The sequence below is a fragment of the Amycolatopsis sp. 195334CR genome, from assembly GCF_017309385.1.
GTDB lineage: Bacteria > Actinomycetota > Actinomycetes > Mycobacteriales > Pseudonocardiaceae > Amycolatopsis.
In genome coordinates this window covers 262,182-280,779 of record NZ_JAFJMJ010000001.1, presented here as the reverse complement: position 1 = coordinate 280,779, position 18,598 = coordinate 262,182, and the positions used below count along the sequence as shown (strand labels likewise).

Sequence of the window (18,598 nt, the reverse complement as noted above, 5' to 3'; positions counted from 1 at the left end):
GGGGCGGGAGGCTGCGGTGGTCCGACCAACGATGGAGGACGTGGCCGCGCGGGCCGGTGTTTCGCGAGCACTGGTTTCGCTGGTCATGCGCAATTCGCCGAAGGTCAGCGAACAACGCCGCACGGCGGTGCTGAAAGCGGCCGACGAGCTGGGCTACCAGCCGCACGTGATGGCGAGATCGCTGGCCAGCCGCACCTCCACGGTGCTCGGCGTGATGGTTTCCGACCTGCGGAACGCCTTTTTCGCCGATGTGGTGGAAGGCCTGGATTCGGCCGCGCAGGCCGCCGGTTTCAACCTCATCCTGAACACCGGATCGCGCAGTCCGGCGCGCGAACAAGCCGCCCTGCGCAGTTTGCTGTCCTTCCGCCCAGCGGGAGTCATCCTGCTTTCGCCGGTGCTTTCCGCCGCCGCCGTGGAAAAGGCCGCCGAACAGTGCCCGCTGGTGCTGGTCTCGCGCACTTCGCGCCTGTCCACTGTGGATACGGTGAACGACGACGGCACGGCGGGGGTGGCGCTGGCGGTGGACCACCTGGTCGATCGCGGGCACCGGCGGATCGTGCACTTCGACGGCGGGTCCGCGGCCAGCGCCGCCGCCCGGCGCCGGGGTTATCGCGCCGCGATGGCGCGCCACGGCCTCGAACCCCGGATCGTGCGCAGCGAGCACACCGACACCGCGGGCGAGAAGGCGGTGCGGGAGCTGCTCAGCTCGGTGGACTCCCGCGAACTGCCCACCGCGGTGGTCGCGGGCAACGACTTCAACGCCGTCGGCGTCATCTCGGCCTTCGAGGAAGCCGGATTCCGGGTGCCGGAGGACGTTTCCGTGGTCGGCTACGACAACACCTCGCTGGCCGCGCTGCGCCACGTCTGGCTGACCACGGTGGACCAGCCACGCCTGGAACTGGGCAGGCTCGCGGTCGAGTCGCTGCTCGAACGGGTCCGCGGCGAACGCGACGAGCCGATGCGGCACCTGCTCCACCCTTCGCTGGTGGTGCGCGGCACCACGGCCGCACCCCGTTCCTAGTGGACTAGTACTTTCCCGCCGTTGAAGTAAGGGATCTTCCTAAGATGAGGCTTGGACTCGCCGGCACCGGCCGGATCGGTTCGGCGCACGCCGACATCCTCAGGCAGCTGCCCGCCGTCACCTCGGTGGTGGTGGCCGACGCGGACACCGAGCGCGCGCGGGCGACCGCCGCCAAGCTGGAGGTCGAGGCGGCGGGCAGCATCGACGAGCTGTTCACCGCCGGGCTGGACGGCGTGGTCATCGCCGCCGCCACCGACGCGCACCCCGAACTGATCATCCGCGGGGTGAGCGCGGGCCTGCCGGTGTTCTGCGAGAAGCCGGTCGCCGGGGACGTGGCCGGTACGCGGGCCGTGGTGGACCGGGTGGCCGAAACCGAGGTGCCGGTGCAGATCGGCTTCCAGCGGCGGTTCGACCCGGGGTACGCGGCCGCCCGCCGGGCGGTCACCGCCGGCGAACTGGGCTGGCTGCACACCCTGCGCGCGACCACACTGGACCCGGCGCCGCCGCCCGCCGAGTACGTGCCGGGCTCGGGCGGCCTCTTCCGCGACTGCGGGGTGCACGACTTCGACATCATCCGCTGGGTGACCGGGCACGAGGTGACCGAGGTCTTCGCGTTCGGCGGCAACCGCGGGGCCGAGTTCTTCGCCGCCGCCGGTGACGTGGACACCGCGGCCGTGGTGCTCACCATGGACGACGGCACCCTCGCCACGGTGTCGCTGACCAGGTACAACGCCGCCGGGTACGACGTGCGGCTGGAGGTGCTCGGTTCGGCGGGCAGCATCGCGGTCGGCATGGACGAGCGGCTGCCGCTGACCTCGGCCGAAGAGGGCGTTGCCTGGCCGTCCGGTCCGGCGTACCCCGGTTTCATGGAGCGCTTCCGGGCGTCCTACGTCCGCGAGCTGGAGGCGTTCACCGAGGTGGTGGCGGGCCGGATCCCCAGCCCCTGCACGGTCGGGGACGCGCTGGCCGCCTTCCACATCGCCGAGGCGTGCGACCTGTCGCGCCGGGAGAACCGCCCGGTACGTCTCACGCCGTAGCCCGCGAAGCCGTCCCCCGACGGACGCCGCGACCAGCCCGCTTCCGCGACCCTCGTCGAGTCACACCGAATCGACGACGGGATGCGGAAATGAGCACTGGTACTGAGAAGCGGGGAGCGCTCGCGGCAAGACGGGCGACGATCGCCGGCCTGCTGATGGCGTCGGCGGGGCTGGTGGTGGCGAAGCTCGGCGGGGTGGTCATGCCCGCGGTCCCGCCCGCGCTGGTGATCATGCTGGTGGCCGCGTTGTTCGTGCTGGTGCGCTGGCGGTGGACCCCGATCGTCGGGGTGCTGGCCGCGCTCGCGGAGGGCGTCGGGTTCTTCGCCAGTGGTTCGTACGTGCGGCTGGTCGACGTGGCGGAGTTCGGGATCTCCGCGGGCAGCTGGCTGAGGTTGCTCGGGGTGATCACCGCCGTGGTTTTCGGGCTGGTGGCCCTCAAAGCTGCAGATTGAAGATCCGCCGGGCGTTGCCGCCGAGGAACAGTTCTTTCGCTTCGGCACCCAGCTCGAGTTTGTCGAGCTGCTTGAGGCAGTCGCCCGGCGTGATCATCGGGTAGTTGGAGCCGAACAGCACGCGGGTCCGCCCGCGCCCCCTGGCGTACTCGGCGAGTTCGCCGGGCAGGCGGTGCAGCGCGTACGCGGAGGTGTCGATGTGGAAGTTCGGGTACTTCATCGCCAGCGACAGCACCTCGTTCAACCAGGGGAAGCCGACGTGCCCGCCGACCACCACCAGCTCCGGGAAGTCCAGCAGCACCTCGTCCAGATAGGGGATCGGGCGACCGGGTTCGGACGGGCACAGCGGCCCGGTGTGCCCGAGCTGCGTGCAGAACGGCACCCCGAGCTCCACGCACGCGACGTAGACGGGGTAGTAGCGGCGGTCGTTGGGCGGCAGGTTCCACAACCACGGCACCACCCGCACCCCGACAAAACCGAGGTCGCGCACGCAGCGGCGGATCTCGCGGACCGCGCCCATCGGATCGGCGAGGTCCACCGACGCGATGCCCGCGAACCGGGCCGGGTACCGCTCGACCACCTCGGCGACCTCGTCGTTGGTGATCAGCGGCCCGCGCGGCGAGTACCAGGCCGACAGCAGCCCGGCCCGCACGCCCGCGGTGTCCATCTCGGACAGCGTCGCCTGCAACGGCGGAGCCATGCGGGCGGTCCCGGTCCAGCGGAGCACCGAATCCAGCCAGGGCTCCGCCATGAACCGGGCCCCCGGCTGCTGCATCCAGGCGTCGATGATCTCCGGCAGGCCGATCGTGCCCAGCTCCATCACCCCATGGTAGGCGGGTCAGGCCAGGTCCGACTCCGCCTCGGAGATGGCGGCGAACTCCTCTTCCGGCGCGGAGGCGACCAGGTGGTGCCTGCTGTAGAACCAGAAGTACGCCAGCGCCAGCAGGAGGATGCCGCCGGTGATCGCGGCCGCCAGCACGTCGACCAGGAAGGTGGCCACCACGGCCGCCGCGGCCAGCACCAGTGCGACGGAGGTGGTGACCGCGCCGCCCGGCGTGCGGTACGGGCGCTCCAGGTCCGGCTCGCGCTTGCGCAGCACGATGTGCGAAAGGTTCAGCAGCACGTAGGAAACCGTCGCGCCGAAGACCGCGATGTTGATCAGCAGCGCGCCGTCGCCGGTGGCCGTGGCCAGGATGAACCCGATCGTGCCCGGCACGATCAGCGCCAGGTACGGCGTCTTCCGCTTGCCGGTCTTGGACATCCACCGCGGCAGGTAGCCGGCCCGCGAAAGCGCGAAGAGCTGCCGCGAGTAGGCGTAGATGATGGAGAAGAAGCTCGCGATCAACCCGGCCAGCCCGACGTAGTTGACCACCTGGCTGAGCCAGTTGTCGCCGCCGTAAGCCAGTTTCGCCGCGTCCACCAGCGGGTTGTTCGAGGTGGACAACGCGGCCGAACCGGAGCCGCCCGGCGCCAGCACCAGGATCAACGCGGCGAACACCACCAGCGCGCCCATCGCGGCGATGATGCCGCGCGGCATGTCGCGCTTCGGGTCGCGCGCCTCCTCGGCGGCCAGCGGCACGCCTTCGACCGCCAGGAAGAACCAGATGCCGTAGACCAGCGCCGCCAGCACACCGGTGACGCCGAACGGCAGGAACGAGTTGGCCCCGAAGGCGTCGGACGCCGGGATGTCGAACAGCTTGCCGCCGTCGAACTTCGGCACCATGCCGGCCACGAACAGCACCAGCGCGACCACGGCGACCGCGGTGATCACGAACATCACGCGCAGCGCCTCGCCGACCCCGCGCAGGTGGATGCCGATGAAGATCAGGTAGCAGACCAGGTAGACCGGCCAGCTGTTGGTCAGCCCGAACAGGCCGAGCGTTTCCACGTACCCGCCGATGAAGATGGAGATCGCGGCGGGCGCGATGGAGTACTCGATCAGGATGGCCACCCCGGTGGCGAACCCGCCGAGCGGGCCGAGCGCGCGCCGCGCGAACCCGTAGCCCGCCCCGGCCACCGGCAGCGCCGAGGACATCTCGGCCAGCCCGAAGACCATGCAGCCGTACATCACCGCCATCAGCACGGTGGCGATCAGCAGGCCGCCCCAGCCGCCCTTCTCCAGCCCGAAGTTCCAGCCGGCGAAGTCGCCGGAGATGACGTAGGAAACCCCCAGCCCGGCCAGCAGCAGCCAGCCGGCCGCCCCGCGTTTGAGCTGTCTCTGCTTGAGGTAGTCGGCGCCGACCTGGTTGTACTCGACCTTGCCGTGGTGCCGCTGCTCGGCCATCTGGACTCCCTGCGGGTCACGTCCTGGCCTACCCAATGGATGCCAGGACAGTCCTTTGAAGTTGTCCGAGGTTCGGCCATCCCCTCGGGTTTGTCAAGGCGCCCGCGAGCCGGTTGACTTCGCCCCGCAGCACCGGTACCAAGGTCATTCAATGGGTCTGTACAGTTCCATTAGCTGTGCGGGACGGAGAGGTGTCGTCGATGGGCAAACGCAAGGGCATGCTGACGCTCGACGAGCTGCGAGGGCTCGTCGAGGACGGGACCGTGGACACCGTCCTGGTGGCGATGACCGACATGCAGGGCCGGTTGCAGGGCAAGCGGTGCGCGGCGGAGTACTTCCTCAGCGAGGTCGTGCCGCACGCCACCGAGGCCTGCAACTACCTGCTCGCGGTCGACGTGGACATGAACACGGTGGACGGTTACGCCATCTCGTCCTGGGAGCGCGGCTACGGCGACTGCGTGCTGCGCCCCGACTTCGACACGCTGCGGCTGGTGCCGTGGCAGGAGGGCACCGCGATGGTGCTCGCCGACGTGGAGTGGGTGCAGGGCGGGGACGTCACCGTCTCCCCGCGCCAGGTGCTCAAGAAGCAGCTGGCCAGGCTGGCCGAGCGCGGCCTCGGCGCCTTCGTCGGCACCGAACTGGAGTTCATCGTCTTCGAGGACAGCTACGAGCAGGCGTGGAAAACCGGCTACCGCGAGCTGACCCCGTCGAACCAGTACAACGTGGACTACTCCATGCTCGGCACCGCGCGGCTGGAACCGCTGCTGCGGCGGATCCGCAACGCGATGACCGGCGCCGGCCTGTACGTGGAGTCGGCCAAGGGCGAGTGCAACCCGGGGCAGCAGGAGATCGCCTTCCGCTACACCGACGCACTGTCCACTTGCGACAACCACGGCATCTACAAGAACGGCGCCAAGGAGATCGCCGCGCAGGAGGGCAAGAGCCTGACCTTCATGGCGAAGTACAACGAGCGCGAGGGCAACTCCTGCCACATCCACATCAGCCTGCGCTCATTGGAAGGCGAGCCGGTGCTGGCCGGTGACGGTCCCGGCGGGTTCTCGAAGCTGATGGAGCACTTCCTCGCCGGTCAGCTCGCCTGCCTCCGGGAGCTGACCTACTTCTTCGCGCCGAACATCAACTCCTACAAGCGTTTTGTGCCCGGCAGCTTCGCGCCGACCGCGGTCGCCTGGGGCACCGACAACCGCACCTGCGCGCTGCGGGTGGTCGGCCACGGGCAGTCCCTGCGGGTGGAGAACCGCGTGCCGGGCGGGGACGTGAACCCGTACCTGGCCACCGCCGCGCTCATCGCGGCCGGGCTGCACGGCATCGAGAACGAGCTGCCGCTGGAGCCGGAACTCCAGGGGAACGCCTACACCTCGGGAAAGCCGACCGTGCCGACCACCCTGCGCGAAGCGGCCGAACTGCTCAAGGACAGCAAGGTCGCGCAGGAGGCATTCGGCGCGGACGTGGTGGAGCACTACCTGAACGCGGCGAAGGTCGAGCTGACCGCCTTCGACGCCGCGGTCACCGACTGGGAGCGAGTACGTGGTTTCGAACGTCTCTAGGCCACTCATCGGCCTCACCACCTACCTCGAACGGACCTCGTTCGGGGTGTGGGAGACCGAGGCCGCCGTCCTGCACGGCGGGTACGTCGAGGCGGTGACGCGGGCCGGTGGCGTACCGGTGCTGCTGCCGCCCGTCGGCTTCGGGCACGCCGAACTGGCGGAAGCGCTGGACGGGCTGGTCCTGGTCGGCGGCGCCGACATCGAGCCGTCGCGGTACGGGCAGGAGGCGCATCCGGCCACGGTGACCCGGCCCGCCCGCGACGCGTTCGAGTTCGAGCTGCTGGACCGCGCGCTCGCCAACGGCCTGCCGGTGCTGGGCGTGTGCCGCGGCATGGAGGTGCTCAACGTGGCCTTCGGCGGCACGCTCACCCAGCACCTGCCCGACCGGCTCGGCACCAGCGACCACCAGCCCGCGGTGGCCACCTTCGGCCTGACCGACGTGCGCCTCGCCGAGGGCAGCCGCGCCGCGGCGATCCTCGGCGACCACACGAAGTGCCGCTGCTACCACCACCAGGCGGTGGACCGGCTCGGCGGCGGGCTCCAGGCGGTCGGCTGGGCGGCCGACGGGACCGTCGAGGCGGTCGAAACCCCGGGACGGTTCGTACTGGGCGTGCAGTGGCACCCCGAACAGGACCTGGACGACTTCCGGCTGTTCGCCGCGCTGGTGGCGGAAGCGGGGAAAGGCAAGGCATGAGCACCACATTCGAGGTCATCAACCCGGCGACCGAGCAGGTCGTGCGCTCGGTCGAGCTGACGTCGGCCGAGGACACCGACGCGGCGATCCGGCGGGCGCACGCCGCGCTGCCGTCGTGGCGGGCGGTGGCGCCGGGCGACCGGGCCCGGCTGCTGCGCCGGTTCGCCGACGCGGTGGACGCCGACATCGAGTACCTGGCGCAGCTGGAGGTGGTCAACTCCGGCCACACCATCGGCAACGCGCGCTGGGAGGCAGGCAACGTCCGCGACGTGCTACACTACTACGCGGCCGCCCCGGAACGCCTGATCGGCCAGCAGATCCCGGTGCCGGGCGGGCTGAACGTGACCTTCCACGAGCCGCTCGGCGTGGTTGGCGTGATCGTGCCGTGGAACTTCCCGATGCCGATCGCCGGCTGGGGGTTCGCCCCGGCGCTGGCGGCGGGCAACACCGTGGTGCTCAAACCCGCCGAGCTCACCCCGCTGACCGCGCTGCGGCTCGCCGAGCTCGCGCGGGAGGCGGGCCTTCCCGAGGACGTGTTCCAGGTGCTGCCGGGCAAGGGTTCGGTGGTGGGGCAGCGGTTCGTCGAGCACCCGCTGGTGCGCAAGGTGGTCTTCACCGGCTCCACCGAGGTCGGCAAGCAGATCATGGCCGGCTGCGCGGCCCAGGTGAAGCGGGTGACGCTGGAGCTCGGCGGCAAGAACGCGAACGTGGTCTTCGACGACGCCGATCTGGAGAAGGCCGCGGCGACCGCGCCCTACGGCGTGTTCGACAACGCCGGGCAGGACTGCTGCGCCCGCTCGCTGATCCTGGTGCAGGCGAGCGCGTACGACCGGTTCATGGAACTGCTCGAACCGGCGGTGCGCGGGGTGGTGGTCGGTGATCCCGGTGCCGAGACCACCGAGATGGGCCCGCTGATCTCGGCCGCCCACCTGGCCAAGGTCTCGTCCTATGTGGACGAACAAGCGCCGGTGGCGTTCCGCGGCAGCGCGCCGGAGGGCGCCGGGTTCTGGTTCCCGCCGACCGTGGTCACCCCGCCGGACCTGGCGCACCCGCTGGCCAGCGAGGAGATCTTCGGGCCGGTGGTGGCCGTGGTGCCGTTCACCGACGAAGCGGACGCGGTGCGCATGGCCAACCACACCGAGTACGGGCTGTCCGGCTCGATCTGGACCCGGGACGTGGGCCGCGCGCTGCGGGTGTCGCGCGGGGTCGAGGCCGGGAACCTCTCCGTCAACTCCCATTCCTCGGTGCGGTACTGGACGCCGTTCGGCGGCTTCAAGCAGTCCGGCCTCGGCCGGGAGCTGGGCCCCGACGCGGTGACCGCCTTCACCGAGACCAAGAACGTGTTCATTTCGACCGAGGAGAACTAGATGGTGCAGCGTTTCGACGGCCGTGTGGTGACCATCACCGGTGGCGGCAGCGGGATCGGCCTGGCCACCGCCCGGCGGCTCGCCGAAGAGGGCGCCAAGGTGGTCATCGCCGATGTCGCCGAGGAGTCCGGCAAGGCCGCCGCGGACGAGGTCGGCGGCCTGTTCGTGCGGACCGACGTGACCGACGAGGAGCAGGTCAAGGCCCTGTTCCAGACCGCGGTCGACGAGTACGGCTCGCTGGACGTCGCGTTCAACAACGCCGGCATCTCCCCGCCGGAGGACGACTCGATCCTGACCACCGGCCTCGACGCCTGGGAGAAGGTCCAGCGGGTCAATCTCACCTCGGTGTACCTGTGCTGCAAGTACGCGATCCCGCACATGCGGGCGCAGGGCAAGGGGTCGATCGTGAACACCGCGTCCTTCGTGGCGGTGATGGGCGCGGCGACCTCGCAGATCTCCTACAGCGCGTCCAAGGGCGGGGTGCTGTCGATGACCCGCGAGCTGGGCGTGCAGTTCGCCCGCGAGGGCATCCGGATCAACGCGCTGTGCCCGGGACCGGTGAACACCCCGCTGCTCAAGGAGCTCTTCGCCAAGGACCCGGAGCGCGCTGCCCGCCGTCTGGTGCACGTGCCGCTGGGCCGGTTCGCCGAGCCGGAGGAGCTCGCCGCCGCGGTCGCGTTCCTGGCCAGCGACGATGCGTCGTTCATCACAGCTTCGCAGTTCCTGGTCGACGGCGGCATCTCGGGCGCCTACGTGACCCCGTTGTGAGTTACGATCGCCAAGAGGACACGCAAACAGGGCATGGCGGCGCCCGCCGCGCCGAGGCGGTCCCTGGCGGCACCGCGCCGACATCGAAGTACGGTCCAGTACGACGATGCCGGCGCGGCACCGCCAGGAACCACCTCGATCACGACGGGCATCCACCTGCCCTGCTTGCGCGCCCTCTGAGCACACAACTTCACATCGGGCTGACACGAGCCGGAGCGGGAGAGTTCTCGCCGCGCGTTCACGCGTGGAACGAGGCACCGAAGGAGCAAACTCCCCACCAATCTCTCAGGTAGCACACCGCTTCAGGCCAGGCCACTCTGGAAAGCAGGCGCACCCGCGCCTCACCCAAGGTGAAAGCCGCGCTCGAGCGCGCGGTGAAACTCTCAGGTGCCATGACAGAGGGGGAGTTCCCAGCAGTGGGTCCCCGTGCCCATGCCCGACGCGAGGAGCTCCAGTGAGCAGCAGCCCGTTCGCCGCGCGACACATCGGTCCAGGTGATCCCGAACAGGCCAAGATGCTGGCCGAATGCGGTTACGGCAGCCTGGAGGCGCTGGTCGAGGCGGCGGTGCCGGGGGCCATCCGGCTGACCAGCGCGCTGAACCTGCCGGAGCCCGCCTCGGAGACCGAGGCCACCGCCGAGCTGCGCCGCCTCGCCGCCCGCAACCGGCCGATGACGCAGCTGATCGGCCTCGGCTTCCACGACACCATCACCCCGGCGGTGATCCGGCGCAACGTGCTGGAGAACCCGGCGTGGTACACCGCCTACACCCCGTACCAGCCGGAGATCTCGCAGGGACGGCTCGAAGCCCTGCTCAACTTCCAGACCATGGTCGCCGACCTGACCGGCCTGACCACCGCGAACGCCTCGATGCTGGACGAGTCGACCGCGGTGGCCGAGGCGGTCATGCTGATGCGCCGCCAGTCGAAGGCCAAGTCGCCGGTGGTGGTGCTCGACGCGGAGACCCTGCCGCAAACGATTGCGGTGGTGCGGACGCGCGCCGAAGCGGTCGGCGTCGAGGTCGACGTGCGGGACCTGTCGGAGGGCCTGCCGGACGAGTTCTTCGGTGTCGTCGTGCAGTACCCGGGCGCTTCGGGCGTGCTCCGGGACAAGGGCTTCTACCAGCGCGTTTCCGAGGCCGCCAAGGCCGTGGGCGCGCTGTACACGGTCGCCGCGGACCTGCTGGCGCTGACCGTGGTCGAGGCGCCGGGCGAGTTCGGCGCCGACATCGCCGCGGGCACCACGCAGCGCTTCGGCGTACCGCTCGGCGGTGGCGGACCGCACGCCGGGTACCTGGCCGTGCGCGCCGGGCTGGAGCGCTCGCTGCCGGGCCGCCTGGTCGGGGTTTCGGTGGACGCCGACGGCGCGCCCGCCTACCGCCTCGCGCTGCAGACCCGCGAGCAGCACATCCGCCGCGAGAAGGCCACCTCGAACATCTGCACCGCGCAGGTGCTGCCCGCCGTGCTGGCCGCGATGTACGCGGTCTACCACGGTCCGGACGGGTTGACGCGGATCGCCGAGCGCGTCCACGCGCTGACCACCGGCCTGGCCGCGACACTGCGCGCGGGCGGCGCCGAGATCGTGCACGAGCACTACTTCGACACGCTGCTGGTCCGCGTGCCGGGCAAGGCCGAGCAGGTGCTCGCCGACGCCCGCCGGTTCGGGGTGAACCTGGGCCGCGTCGACGCCGACCACGTCCGCATCGCCTGCGACGAGACCACCACCACCGACACGCTGCACCGCGTGCTGCTCGCCTTCGAACTGGAGGCCGACGCGGCACCCGGCGAGGAGAGCGCGCTGCCCGGTGACGTGGTCCGCACGACCGACTTCCTCACCCACGACGTGTTCCACACGCACCGCTCCGAGACCGCCATGCTGCGGTACCTGCGGCACCTGTCCGATCAGGACTACGCGCTCGACCGCGGGATGATCCCGCTCGGCTCGTGCACGATGAAGCTGAACGCCACCACCGAGATGGAGCCGATCAGCTGGCCGGAGTTCGCCGGCCTGCACCCGTTCGCCCCGGTCGAGGACAGCGCGGGCTACCGGGCGCTGGTCGAGCAGCTGTCCGGCTGGCTGGCCGAGGTCACCGGCTACGACTCGGTGTCGCTGCAGCCGAACGCGGGCAGCCAGGGCGAGTTCGCCGGGCTGCTGGCGATCAGCGCCTACCACCGCGCGAACGGCCAGCCGGAGCGGACGGTCTGCCTGATCCCGTCCTCCGCGCACGGCACGAACGCGGCCTCAGCGGTGATGGCCGGGATGCGCGTGGTCGTGGTCGCCTGCACCAGCGAGGGGGACGTCGACCTCGACGACCTGCGCGCCAAGGCCGAGCAGCACAAGGACACGCTCGCCGCGATCATGATCACCTACCCGTCCACGCACGGGGTGTACGAGCACGGCATCGAGGAACTGGCCGCGATCGTGCACGACCACGGCGGCCAGGTCTACGTGGACGGCGCGAACCTCAACGCGCTGCTCGGGCTGGCGAAGCCGGGCAAGTTCGGCGGCGACGTCTCGCACCTGAACCTGCACAAGACCTTCTGCATCCCGCACGGTGGCGGCGGGCCGGGCGTCGGCCCGGTGGCGGTGCGCGCGCACCTGGCCCCGTACCTGCCGAACCACCCGCTCGACGCGGGTGCCGGACCGGAGACCGGGGTCGGCCCGATCTCCGAGGCGCCCTACGGCTCGGCCTCGATCCTGCCGATCTCCTGGGCCTACGTGCGGATGATGGGCGCCGAGGGCCTGACCAAGGCGACCAAGGTGGCCGTGCTGGCCGCCAACTACGTCGCCGCCCGCCTGCGCGCGCACTACCCGGTGCTCTACGCCGGTCAGTCCGGCCTGGTCGCGCACGAGTGCATCCTGGACCTCCGCGGTATCACCAAGGAGACCGGCGTGACCGTGGACGACGTGGCCAAGCGCCTGGTCGACTACGGCTTCCACGCGCCGACGATGTCCTTCCCGGTGGCGGGCACGCTGATGGTCGAGCCGACCGAGAGCGAGGACCTGGCCGAGCTGGACCGCTTCTGCGACGCGATGATCGCCATCCGCGCGGAGATCACCGCGGTCGCCGACGGCCGCTGGGCGGTGGAGCAGAGCCCGCTGCGCAACGCCCCGCACACCGCCGAGGTGCTGACCGGTGACTGGGACCTGCCGTACGACCGCAAGCTCGCGGTGTACCCGGCCGGGGTGAAGGCGAAGGGCAAGTACTGGCCACCGGTCCGGCGCATCGACGGCGCCCGCGGTGACCGCAACCTCGTCTGCTCCTGCCCGCCCATCTCGTCCTACGAAGGCTGAACCCGTGACCACGAAATCCCCCCTGCACGAAGTCCACTCCGGACTCGGCGCGCTGTTCACCGACTTCGCCGGCTGGTCCATGCCGGTGCGGTACGCCAGTGAGCTGGCCGAGCACAAGGCCGTGCGCGAGGCGGCGGGCCTGTTCGACCTCTCGCACATGGCGGAGATCGAGCTGACCGGGCCGGAGGCGGCCCGCGCGCTCGACCACGCGCTGGTCGGCAAGCTGTCCGCGGTGTCCGTCGGCCGGGCCCGGTACTCCATGCTGTGCGCGGAATCCGGTGGGGTGCTGGACGATCTGGTCGTCTACCGCTTGGCCGAGGAGAAGTACCTGGTGGTGGCCAACGCGGGCAACGCCGCGGTGGTCGCCGAAGCCCTGCGGGAGCGCGCTTCCGGCTTCGACACCGAGGTGACCGACCGCTCGGCCGAGGTCGCGCTGATCGCCGTCCAGGGCCCGACCTCGCCCGCCATCATCGGCGCGGTGTGCGACGCCGACCTGGGCGCGCTGAAGTACTACGCCTCGGTGCCGACCACGGTCGGCGGCCACGACGTGCTGCTCGCGCGCACCGGCTACACCGGTGAGGACGGCTTCGAGCTGTACGTCGACGCCGCGGTCGCGCCGGAGATCTGGCGCGTGCTCACCGAGGCCGGACAGCCGCACGGGCTGGTCCCCGCCGGGCTCGCCTGCCGCGACACCCTCCGCCTCGAAGCCGGAATGCCGTTGTACGGCAACGAACTCAGCACCGAGCTGTCACCGTTCGAGGCCGGGCTCGGCCGCGTGGTCAAGTTCGACAAGGAAGCGGACTTCGTCGGCAAGAAGGCGCTGGAGCAGCGCCGGGACGCCGGGGCCGAGCGCGTGCTGGTCGGGCTGACCGGCAGCGGCCGTCGCGCGCCCCGGCACGGTTATCCCGTGCTGGACGGCGAAAAGGTGGTCGGCGAGATCACCAGCGGCGCGCTGTCACCCACTCTGGGGTATCCCATCGCGATGGCGTACGTGCCACCGGGACTGTCGGACCCGGGTGCCAAACTCTCCGTCGACATCCGAGGCCGCGTCGAACCCGTCGAGGTCGTCGCCCTGCCGTTCTACAAGCGCTGAAGGACTCCCGCGAAAATGAGCATCCCCCAGGAACTGCGTTACACCGCCGAGCACGAGTGGCTGCGCGAGGAGGACGGGGTGTCCACTGTGGGCATCACCGCCTTCGCCGCCGAATCCCTCGGTGACGTCGTCTACGTGCAGCTGCCCGAGGTCGGGTCGGCGCTGACCGCCGGTGAGCCGTGCGGTGAGATCGAGTCCACCAAGTCGGTCAGCGAGCTGTTCGCGCCGGCCAACGGCGAGGTCGTGGAGATCAACGACGCGGTGGCCGACGAGCCCGAGCTGATCAACTCCGACCCGTACGGCAAGGGCTGGCTCTTCCGCGTGCGCGTCGCCGAGCTGCCCGAGCTGCTCGACGCCGACCGCTACCGCGAACTGACCAACGAGGAGGCGTGAGCATGAACTCCTTCGACGCGAACCTGTCCACTGTGGACCCGGAGGTGGCCGCCGCGGTGGCCGCCGAGCTGCACCGCCAGCAGTCCACCCTGGAGATGATCGCCTCCGAGAACTTCGCGCCGCAGGGCGTGCTCGAGGCGCAGGGCTCGGTGCTGACCAACAAGTACGCCGAGGGCTACCCCGGCCGCCGCTACTACGGTGGCTGCGAGCACGTCGACGTGATCGAGCAGCTGGCGATCGACCGGGCGAAGGCGCTGTTCGGCGCCGAGTTCGCGAACGTGCAGCCGCATTCGGGCGCGCAGGCCAACGCCGCCGCGATGGCCGCCGTGCTCAGCCCCGAGGACACCATTCTCGGGCTGGACCTGGCGCACGGCGGGCACCTGACGCACGGCATGAAGCTGAACTTCTCCGGCAAGCTGTACAACGTGGTCGCCTACCACGTCGACCAGGAGACCGGCATCGTGGACATGGCCGAGGTCGAGCGCCTCGCCACGGAGAGCCAGCCGAAGCTGATCATCGCCGGCTGGTCGGCGTACCCGCGTCAGCTGGACTTCGCCGAGTTCCGCCGCATCGCGGACAAGGTCGGCGCCAAGCTGATGGTGGACATGGCGCACTTCGCCGGGCTGGTCGCGGCCGGGCTGCACCCGAACCCGGTGCCGCACGCCGACATCGTCACCACCACCACGCACAAGACCCTCGGCGGGCCGCGTGGCGGGCTGATCTTCGCCAAGCAGGAGCTGGCGAAGAAGCTGAACTCTTCGGTGTTCCCCGGTCAGCAGGGCGGGCCGCTGGAGCACGTGATCGCCGCCAAGGCCGTGGCGCTGAAGATCGCCGCGAGCGAGGAGTTCGCCGAGCGGCAGCGCCGGGTGCTCGAGGGTGCGAAGATCCTGGCGGAACGACTGTCCCAGGCGGACTGCGCCGAGGCCGGGGTGCGCGTGCTCACCGGCGGCACCGAGGTGCACCTGGTGCTGGTCGACCTGGTCCAGTCCACTTTGAACGGTCAGGAGGCCGAAGACCGGCTGCACTCGGTCGGCATCACGGTCAACCGCAACGCGGTGCCGTTCGACCCCCGCCCGCCGATGGTCACCTCGGGGCTGCGCATCGGCACCCCGGCGCTGGCCACCCGCGGCTTCACCGCCGACGACTTCGCCGAGGTCGCCGACGTGATCGCGATCGCGCTGCGGCCGGACTTCGACTCGGCGGCGGAGCAGTCGCTGCGCACCAGGGTCGAGCTGCTGGCCAAGAAGCACCCGTTGTACGCGGACCTGGGATGACCGCGGCGCCGGAGGGTCGGAAGCTGTTGCGGCTTGAGGTTCGCAACAGTCAGACGCCGATCGAGAAGAAGCCGTCGTGGATCAAGACGCGGGCGCGGATGGGTCCGGAGTTCACCGAGTTGAAGGGCTTGGTGCGCCGGGAGGGTCTGCACACGGTCTGTGAAGAGGCCGGGTGTCCCAACATCTACGAATGCTGGGAAGACCGCGAGGCCACGTTCCTGATCGGCGGGGACCAGTGCACGCGTCGCTGTGATTTCTGCCAGATCGACACCGGCCGCCCGGCGGAGTTGGACCGGAGCGAGCCGCGCAAGGTCGCCGAGTCCGTGCAGGCGATGGGCCTGCGCTACTCCACGGTCACCGGTGTCGCCCGCGACGACCTGCCCGACGGTGGCGCCTGGCTGTACGCCGAGACCGTTCGCCAGATTCACGCGCTGAACCCGGGTACCGGGGTCGAGCTGTTGATCCCGGACTTCAACGCCGACCCCGACCAGCTGGCCGAGGTGTTCGGATCCCGTCCCGAAGTCCTCGCCCACAACGTGGAAACCGTGCCGCGGATCTTCAAGCGCATCCGTCCCGGTTTCCGCTACGCGCGTTCGCTGGAGGTCATCACCGCCGCCCGCGAGGCGGGGTTGGTGACCAAGTCGAACCTGATCCTGGGCATGGGCGAAACCCCGGACGAGGTCGCCCCGGCGATGCGGGATCTGGTCGAGGCCGGGTGCGAGATCCTGACGATCACCCAGTACCTACGGCCCTCGCCCCGGCACCACCCGGTGGATCGCTGGGTCAAGCCGGAGGAGTTCGTCGAGCACTCGCAGGCCGCCGAGGCGATGGGCTTCGCCGGGGTCATGGCCGGGCCGCTGGTGCGGTCGTCGTACCGGGCCGGGCGGTTGTACGCGCAGACCAAGGCCCACCGCGGTGAGGAGTTGCCGGAGAACCTGGCCCACCTGGCCGCGCAGGGTCCCGCCGCTCAGGAGGCCACCAGCCTCCTGAGCCGGTAAAGAGAGCGATCAATGGCGATCAGTGTTTTCGACCTTTTTTCCATCGGCATCGGCCCGTCCAGTTCACACACGGTCGGGCCGATGCGGGCCGCACTGACCTTTGTGGACGGTCTGGCGGCGGACGGTGAACTCGAAGCCACCACGCGCATCAAGGCCGAACTGTTCGGCTCGCTCGGGGCCACCGGGCACGGGCACGGCAGCGACAAGGCGGTGCTGCTCGGGCTGACCGGCGAGCGCCCGGAATCGGTGGACACCGACCGGGTGCCGGAGCTGATCGCGGGCATGCGCGAGCGCGGGCGGATCGCCCTGCGCGGGGTGCACGAGATCGGTTTCGACCCGGACACCGACCTCACCCTGCACCGGCGCAGGTCACTGCCCGCGCACCCGAACGGCATGACCTTCCAGGCGTTCGGGAGCGATGGCGCGGTGTTGCGTTCGCGGACGTTCTACTCGGTAGGCGGCGGTTTCGTGCGCGACGAGTCGTACGAAAGCGACCACGTGGTCGTCGAGGACAGCACCGAACTGCCGTACCCGTTCCGCACCGGGGCGGACCTGCTCGCGCACTGCGCGGCGACCGGGTTGCCGATCAGCGAGATCATGCTGCGCAACGAACTGGTGTGGCGGACTCGCGAGGAGGTCAGGGCCGGGCTGCTGGAGATCTGGCAGGTGATGGCCGAGTGCGTGCGGGCGGGTTGCGCGCACGACGGGGTGCTGCCCGGTGGGCTGCGGGTGCCGCGGCGGGCGCGTTCGCTGCACCAGAAGCTAAGTGCGGAGGACGGCGTCGGGGACGCGCTGTACGCGATGGACTGGGTGAGCCTGTACGCGCTGGCGGTCAACGAGGAGAACGCCTCGGGCGGCCGGGTGGTGACCGCGCCGACGAACGGGGCGGCCGGGATCATCCCGGCGGTGCTGCACTACTACCAGCGCTTCATCCGCGACGCCGACGACGACGGGATCGTGACGTTCCTGCTGACCGCGGGTGCGCTGGGCTCGATCCTGAAGCAGACGGGTTCCATCTCGGGTGCGGAAGTCGGCTGCCAGGGCGAGGTCGGCTCGGCCTGCGCGATGGCCGCCGCGGGGCTCACCGAAGTCCTCGGTGGCACGCCCGCCCAGGTGGAAAACGCCGCGGAAATCGGCGTGGAACACCACCTGGGCCTGACCTGCGACCCGGTGGGTGGTCTGGTCCAGATCCCGTGCATCGAGCGGAACGCGGTCGGCGCTTCCAAGGCCATCCACGCCGCCCGAATGGCCATGCGCGGTGACGGCAGCCACGTGGTCACCCTGGACAAAGCCATCAAAACCATGCGCGAGACCGGCGCCGACATGAAGATCAAGTACAAGGAAACCGCCCGAGGCGGGCTGGCCGTCAACGTCATCGAATGCTGACCGCGACGCCCTCGTGCTGATGTCGCGAATGTGGCTTCCGAGACGCCAGACGCCTCGAAAACCACATTCGTGACAGGCACCGCCTCGCCGCCGCCGTGCCGTGAATGTGGCTTTCACGGCGCAAACGGCTGTCAAAGCCACATTCACGGCGGGCTTCCGCGCGTTCGACGGTGAGAAAGGCACATTCCCGGCACGGACTCCGCTTACACTCGCGGTGACGCCCCCGCCGAAGGAGGTTCCGTGAGTGCGCAGCCCGATCGCCCGGTGGTGGTGAGCGCCGGTGACGCGCTGTTCCGGCCGGTGCGCGCGGGTAACGCGTTCGAGGAGACCGTGGAGCGGCTGCTCCAGGCCGTCCGCCTCGGCGTGGTCGGGGCCGGGGAGCGCCTGCCCGCCGAGCGCGAGCTGGCCGAGCGCCTCGGCGTCAGCCGGGTGACCCTGCGGGAGGCGATCCGGGCGCTGGCCGATGCCGGTTACGTGGAGTCGCGCCGAGGGCGGTACGGCGGCACCTTCGTCAACGCCAGCCTTCCCATCCCGCGCGGCAAGGGCCGCAAGATCGACCCCGAACGCCTCGACGACACCCTCTGCCTGCGCCACGTGCTCGAAACCGGCGCCGCCGAGATGGCCGCCGCCCGCTCACTCACGCCTGGCGAACGCCAGCACCTGACCAGCACGCTCGCCGAGACCTCCGCCAGCGACCTCGACGACTACCGCCGCCGGGACTCGCGGTTGCACCTGGCGATCGCCGAGGTCACCGCGTCGAAGTCGCTGACCACCGCGGTGGCCGACGTGCGGATGCGGGTGAACCAGCTGCTCGACGAGATCCCGCTGCTCGAACCCAACCTGGAGCACTCCAACGCCCAGCACGAAGCCGTGGTCGAGGCCATTCTCGCCGGTGACCCGGCGATGGCGCGCCGGGTGATGGCCGAGCACATCGAGGGCACCGCTTCGCTCCTGCGCGGATTCCTGAACTGAAG

General features: G+C 70.4%; 16 protein-coding genes and 1 riboswitch. Of the genes, 14 read left to right on the top strand and 2 right to left on the bottom strand.

Going from position 1 to position 18,598, the window contains the following annotated elements; all coding sequences use genetic code 11:
- Positions 1-16: 16 nt before the first annotated feature.
- The 3 genes from JYK18_RS01320 to JYK18_RS01310 all read left to right on the top strand — a co-directional run bounded on the left by JYK18_RS01320 (position 17) and on the right by JYK18_RS01310 (position 2,510).
- Entirely contained in the window at positions 17-1,021 is a 1,005-nt protein-coding gene (locus JYK18_RS01320; protein ID WP_206799530.1) for a LacI family DNA-binding transcriptional regulator, read from the top strand.
- A 44-nt stretch (positions 1,022-1,065) separates the two neighbouring features.
- Positions 1,066-2,058 carry a Gfo/Idh/MocA family oxidoreductase gene (locus JYK18_RS01315; protein ID WP_206799528.1) on the top strand — a complete coding sequence of 331 codons (993 nt, stop codon included), beginning with the start codon at positions 1,066-1,068 and terminating at the stop codon, positions 2,056-2,058.
- A gap of 89 nt (positions 2,059-2,147) precedes the next feature.
- A complete protein-coding gene (locus JYK18_RS01310) occupies positions 2,148-2,510 on the top strand; it encodes a hypothetical protein (protein ID WP_206799526.1) in 363 nt (120 codons plus the stop codon).
- On the opposite strand, the gene JYK18_RS01305 is transcribed toward JYK18_RS01310, so the two are convergent.
- Positions 2,494-3,330, bottom strand: a complete 837-nt coding sequence (locus JYK18_RS01305) for an amidohydrolase family protein (protein WP_242578900.1) — start codon at positions 3,328-3,330, stop codon at positions 2,494-2,496. The two genes, JYK18_RS01310 and JYK18_RS01305, sit on opposite strands and share 17 nt — an antisense overlap.
- A gap of 18 nt (positions 3,331-3,348) precedes the next feature.
- Entirely contained in the window at positions 3,349-4,794 is a 1,446-nt protein-coding gene (gene eat, locus JYK18_RS01300) for an ethanolamine permease (RefSeq protein WP_206799524.1), read from the bottom strand.
- A 200-nt stretch (positions 4,795-4,994) separates the two neighbouring features.
- Between eat and JYK18_RS01295 the strand changes: the two genes are divergently transcribed.
- The 11 genes from JYK18_RS01295 to JYK18_RS01245 all read left to right on the top strand — a co-directional run bounded on the left by JYK18_RS01295 (position 4,995) and on the right by JYK18_RS01245 (position 18,596).
- Positions 4,995-6,359 carry a glutamine synthetase family protein gene (locus tag JYK18_RS01295; RefSeq protein ID WP_206799522.1) on the top strand — a complete coding sequence of 455 codons (1,365 nt, stop codon included), beginning with the start codon at positions 4,995-4,997 and terminating at the stop codon, positions 6,357-6,359.
- Positions 6,340-7,053, top strand: coding sequence for a gamma-glutamyl-gamma-aminobutyrate hydrolase family protein (locus JYK18_RS01290; RefSeq protein WP_206799520.1), 714 nt, complete (start codon positions 6,340-6,342; stop codon positions 7,051-7,053). Before JYK18_RS01295 ends, JYK18_RS01290 begins: the two co-directional genes overlap by 20 nt.
- On the top strand, positions 7,050-8,420 hold the full coding sequence (locus JYK18_RS01285; protein ID WP_206799518.1) for an aldehyde dehydrogenase: 1,371 nt from the start codon (positions 7,050-7,052) through the stop codon (positions 8,418-8,420). Before JYK18_RS01290 ends, JYK18_RS01285 begins: the two co-directional genes overlap by 4 nt.
- Positions 8,421-9,188 carry a 3-oxoacyl-ACP reductase gene (locus JYK18_RS01280; RefSeq protein WP_206799516.1) on the top strand — a complete coding sequence of 256 codons (768 nt, stop codon included), beginning with the start codon at positions 8,421-8,423 and terminating at the stop codon, positions 9,186-9,188. It abuts the gene before it with no gap.
- A gap of 307 nt (positions 9,189-9,495) precedes the next feature.
- Positions 9,496-9,597, top strand: a riboswitch (glycine riboswitch).
- A gap of 105 nt (positions 9,598-9,702) precedes the next feature.
- Complete coding sequence (gene gcvP / locus JYK18_RS01275; RefSeq protein ID WP_242579485.1) at positions 9,703-12,480, top strand: aminomethyl-transferring glycine dehydrogenase; 2,778 nt, start codon at positions 9,703-9,705, stop codon at positions 12,478-12,480.
- Positions 12,481-12,484: 4 nt separating this feature from the next.
- The gene (gene gcvT, locus JYK18_RS01270; protein WP_206799512.1) at positions 12,485-13,573 is read left to right on the top strand and encodes a glycine cleavage system aminomethyltransferase GcvT; all 1,089 of its coding nucleotides are present in this window, start codon (positions 12,485-12,487) and stop codon (positions 13,571-13,573) included.
- Positions 13,574-13,588: 15 nt separating this feature from the next.
- Positions 13,589-13,966 (top strand): glycine cleavage system protein GcvH, encoded by a 378-nt coding sequence (gene gcvH, locus JYK18_RS01265; RefSeq protein ID WP_206799510.1) that lies wholly within the window; start codon positions 13,589-13,591, stop codon positions 13,964-13,966.
- Positions 13,967-13,968: 2 nt separating this feature from the next.
- Entirely contained in the window at positions 13,969-15,240 is a 1,272-nt protein-coding gene (glyA, locus tag JYK18_RS01260) for a serine hydroxymethyltransferase (RefSeq protein WP_206799507.1), read from the top strand.
- The gene (gene lipA, locus JYK18_RS01255) at positions 15,237-16,238 is read left to right on the top strand and encodes a lipoyl synthase (RefSeq protein WP_206799505.1); all 1,002 of its coding nucleotides are present in this window, start codon (positions 15,237-15,239) and stop codon (positions 16,236-16,238) included. Before glyA ends, lipA begins: the two co-directional genes overlap by 4 nt.
- Before the next feature lie 12 nt (positions 16,239-16,250).
- Entirely contained in the window at positions 16,251-17,624 is a 1,374-nt protein-coding gene (locus JYK18_RS01250; protein WP_206799494.1) for an L-serine ammonia-lyase, read from the top strand.
- A 240-nt stretch (positions 17,625-17,864) separates the two neighbouring features.
- The gene (locus tag JYK18_RS01245; protein ID WP_374194978.1) at positions 17,865-18,596 is read left to right on the top strand and encodes a FadR/GntR family transcriptional regulator; all 732 of its coding nucleotides are present in this window, start codon (positions 17,865-17,867) and stop codon (positions 18,594-18,596) included.
- The last annotated feature ends 2 nt before the right edge of the window (positions 18,597-18,598 follow it).

What these genes read in the sequence shown, in the direction of transcription:
- JYK18_RS01285 (WP_206799518.1), top strand. Translation starts at nt 7,050, where the DNA reads ATGAGCACCACATTCGAGGTCATCAACCCGGCGACCGAGCAGGTCGTG.
- JYK18_RS01310 (WP_206799526.1), top strand. Translation starts at nt 2,148, where the DNA reads ATGAGCACTGGTACTGAGAAGCGGGGAGCGCTCGCGGCAAGACGGGCG.
- glyA (WP_206799507.1), top strand. Translation starts at nt 13,969, where the DNA reads ATGAACTCCTTCGACGCGAACCTGTCCACTGTGGACCCGGAGGTGGCC.
- gcvH (WP_206799510.1), top strand. Translation starts at nt 13,589, where the DNA reads ATGAGCATCCCCCAGGAACTGCGTTACACCGCCGAGCACGAGTGGCTG.
- JYK18_RS01250 (WP_206799494.1), top strand. Translation starts at nt 16,251, where the DNA reads ATGGCGATCAGTGTTTTCGACCTTTTTTCCATCGGCATCGGCCCGTCC.
- gcvP (WP_242579485.1), top strand. Translation starts at nt 9,703, where the DNA reads ATGCTGGCCGAATGCGGTTACGGCAGCCTGGAGGCGCTGGTCGAGGCG.
- lipA (WP_206799505.1), top strand. Translation starts at nt 15,237, where the DNA reads ATGACCGCGGCGCCGGAGGGTCGGAAGCTGTTGCGGCTTGAGGTTCGC.
- JYK18_RS01305 (WP_242578900.1), bottom strand. Translation starts at nt 3,330, where the DNA reads ATGGAGCTGGGCACGATCGGCCTGCCGGAGATCATCGACGCCTGGATG.
- JYK18_RS01280 (WP_206799516.1), top strand. Translation starts at nt 8,421, where the DNA reads ATGGTGCAGCGTTTCGACGGCCGTGTGGTGACCATCACCGGTGGCGGC.
- eat (WP_206799524.1), bottom strand. Translation starts at nt 4,794, where the DNA reads ATGGCCGAGCAGCGGCACCACGGCAAGGTCGAGTACAACCAGGTCGGC.
- JYK18_RS01315 (WP_206799528.1), top strand. Translation starts at nt 1,066, where the DNA reads ATGAGGCTTGGACTCGCCGGCACCGGCCGGATCGGTTCGGCGCACGCC.
- JYK18_RS01295 (WP_206799522.1), top strand. Translation starts at nt 4,995, where the DNA reads ATGGGCAAACGCAAGGGCATGCTGACGCTCGACGAGCTGCGAGGGCTC.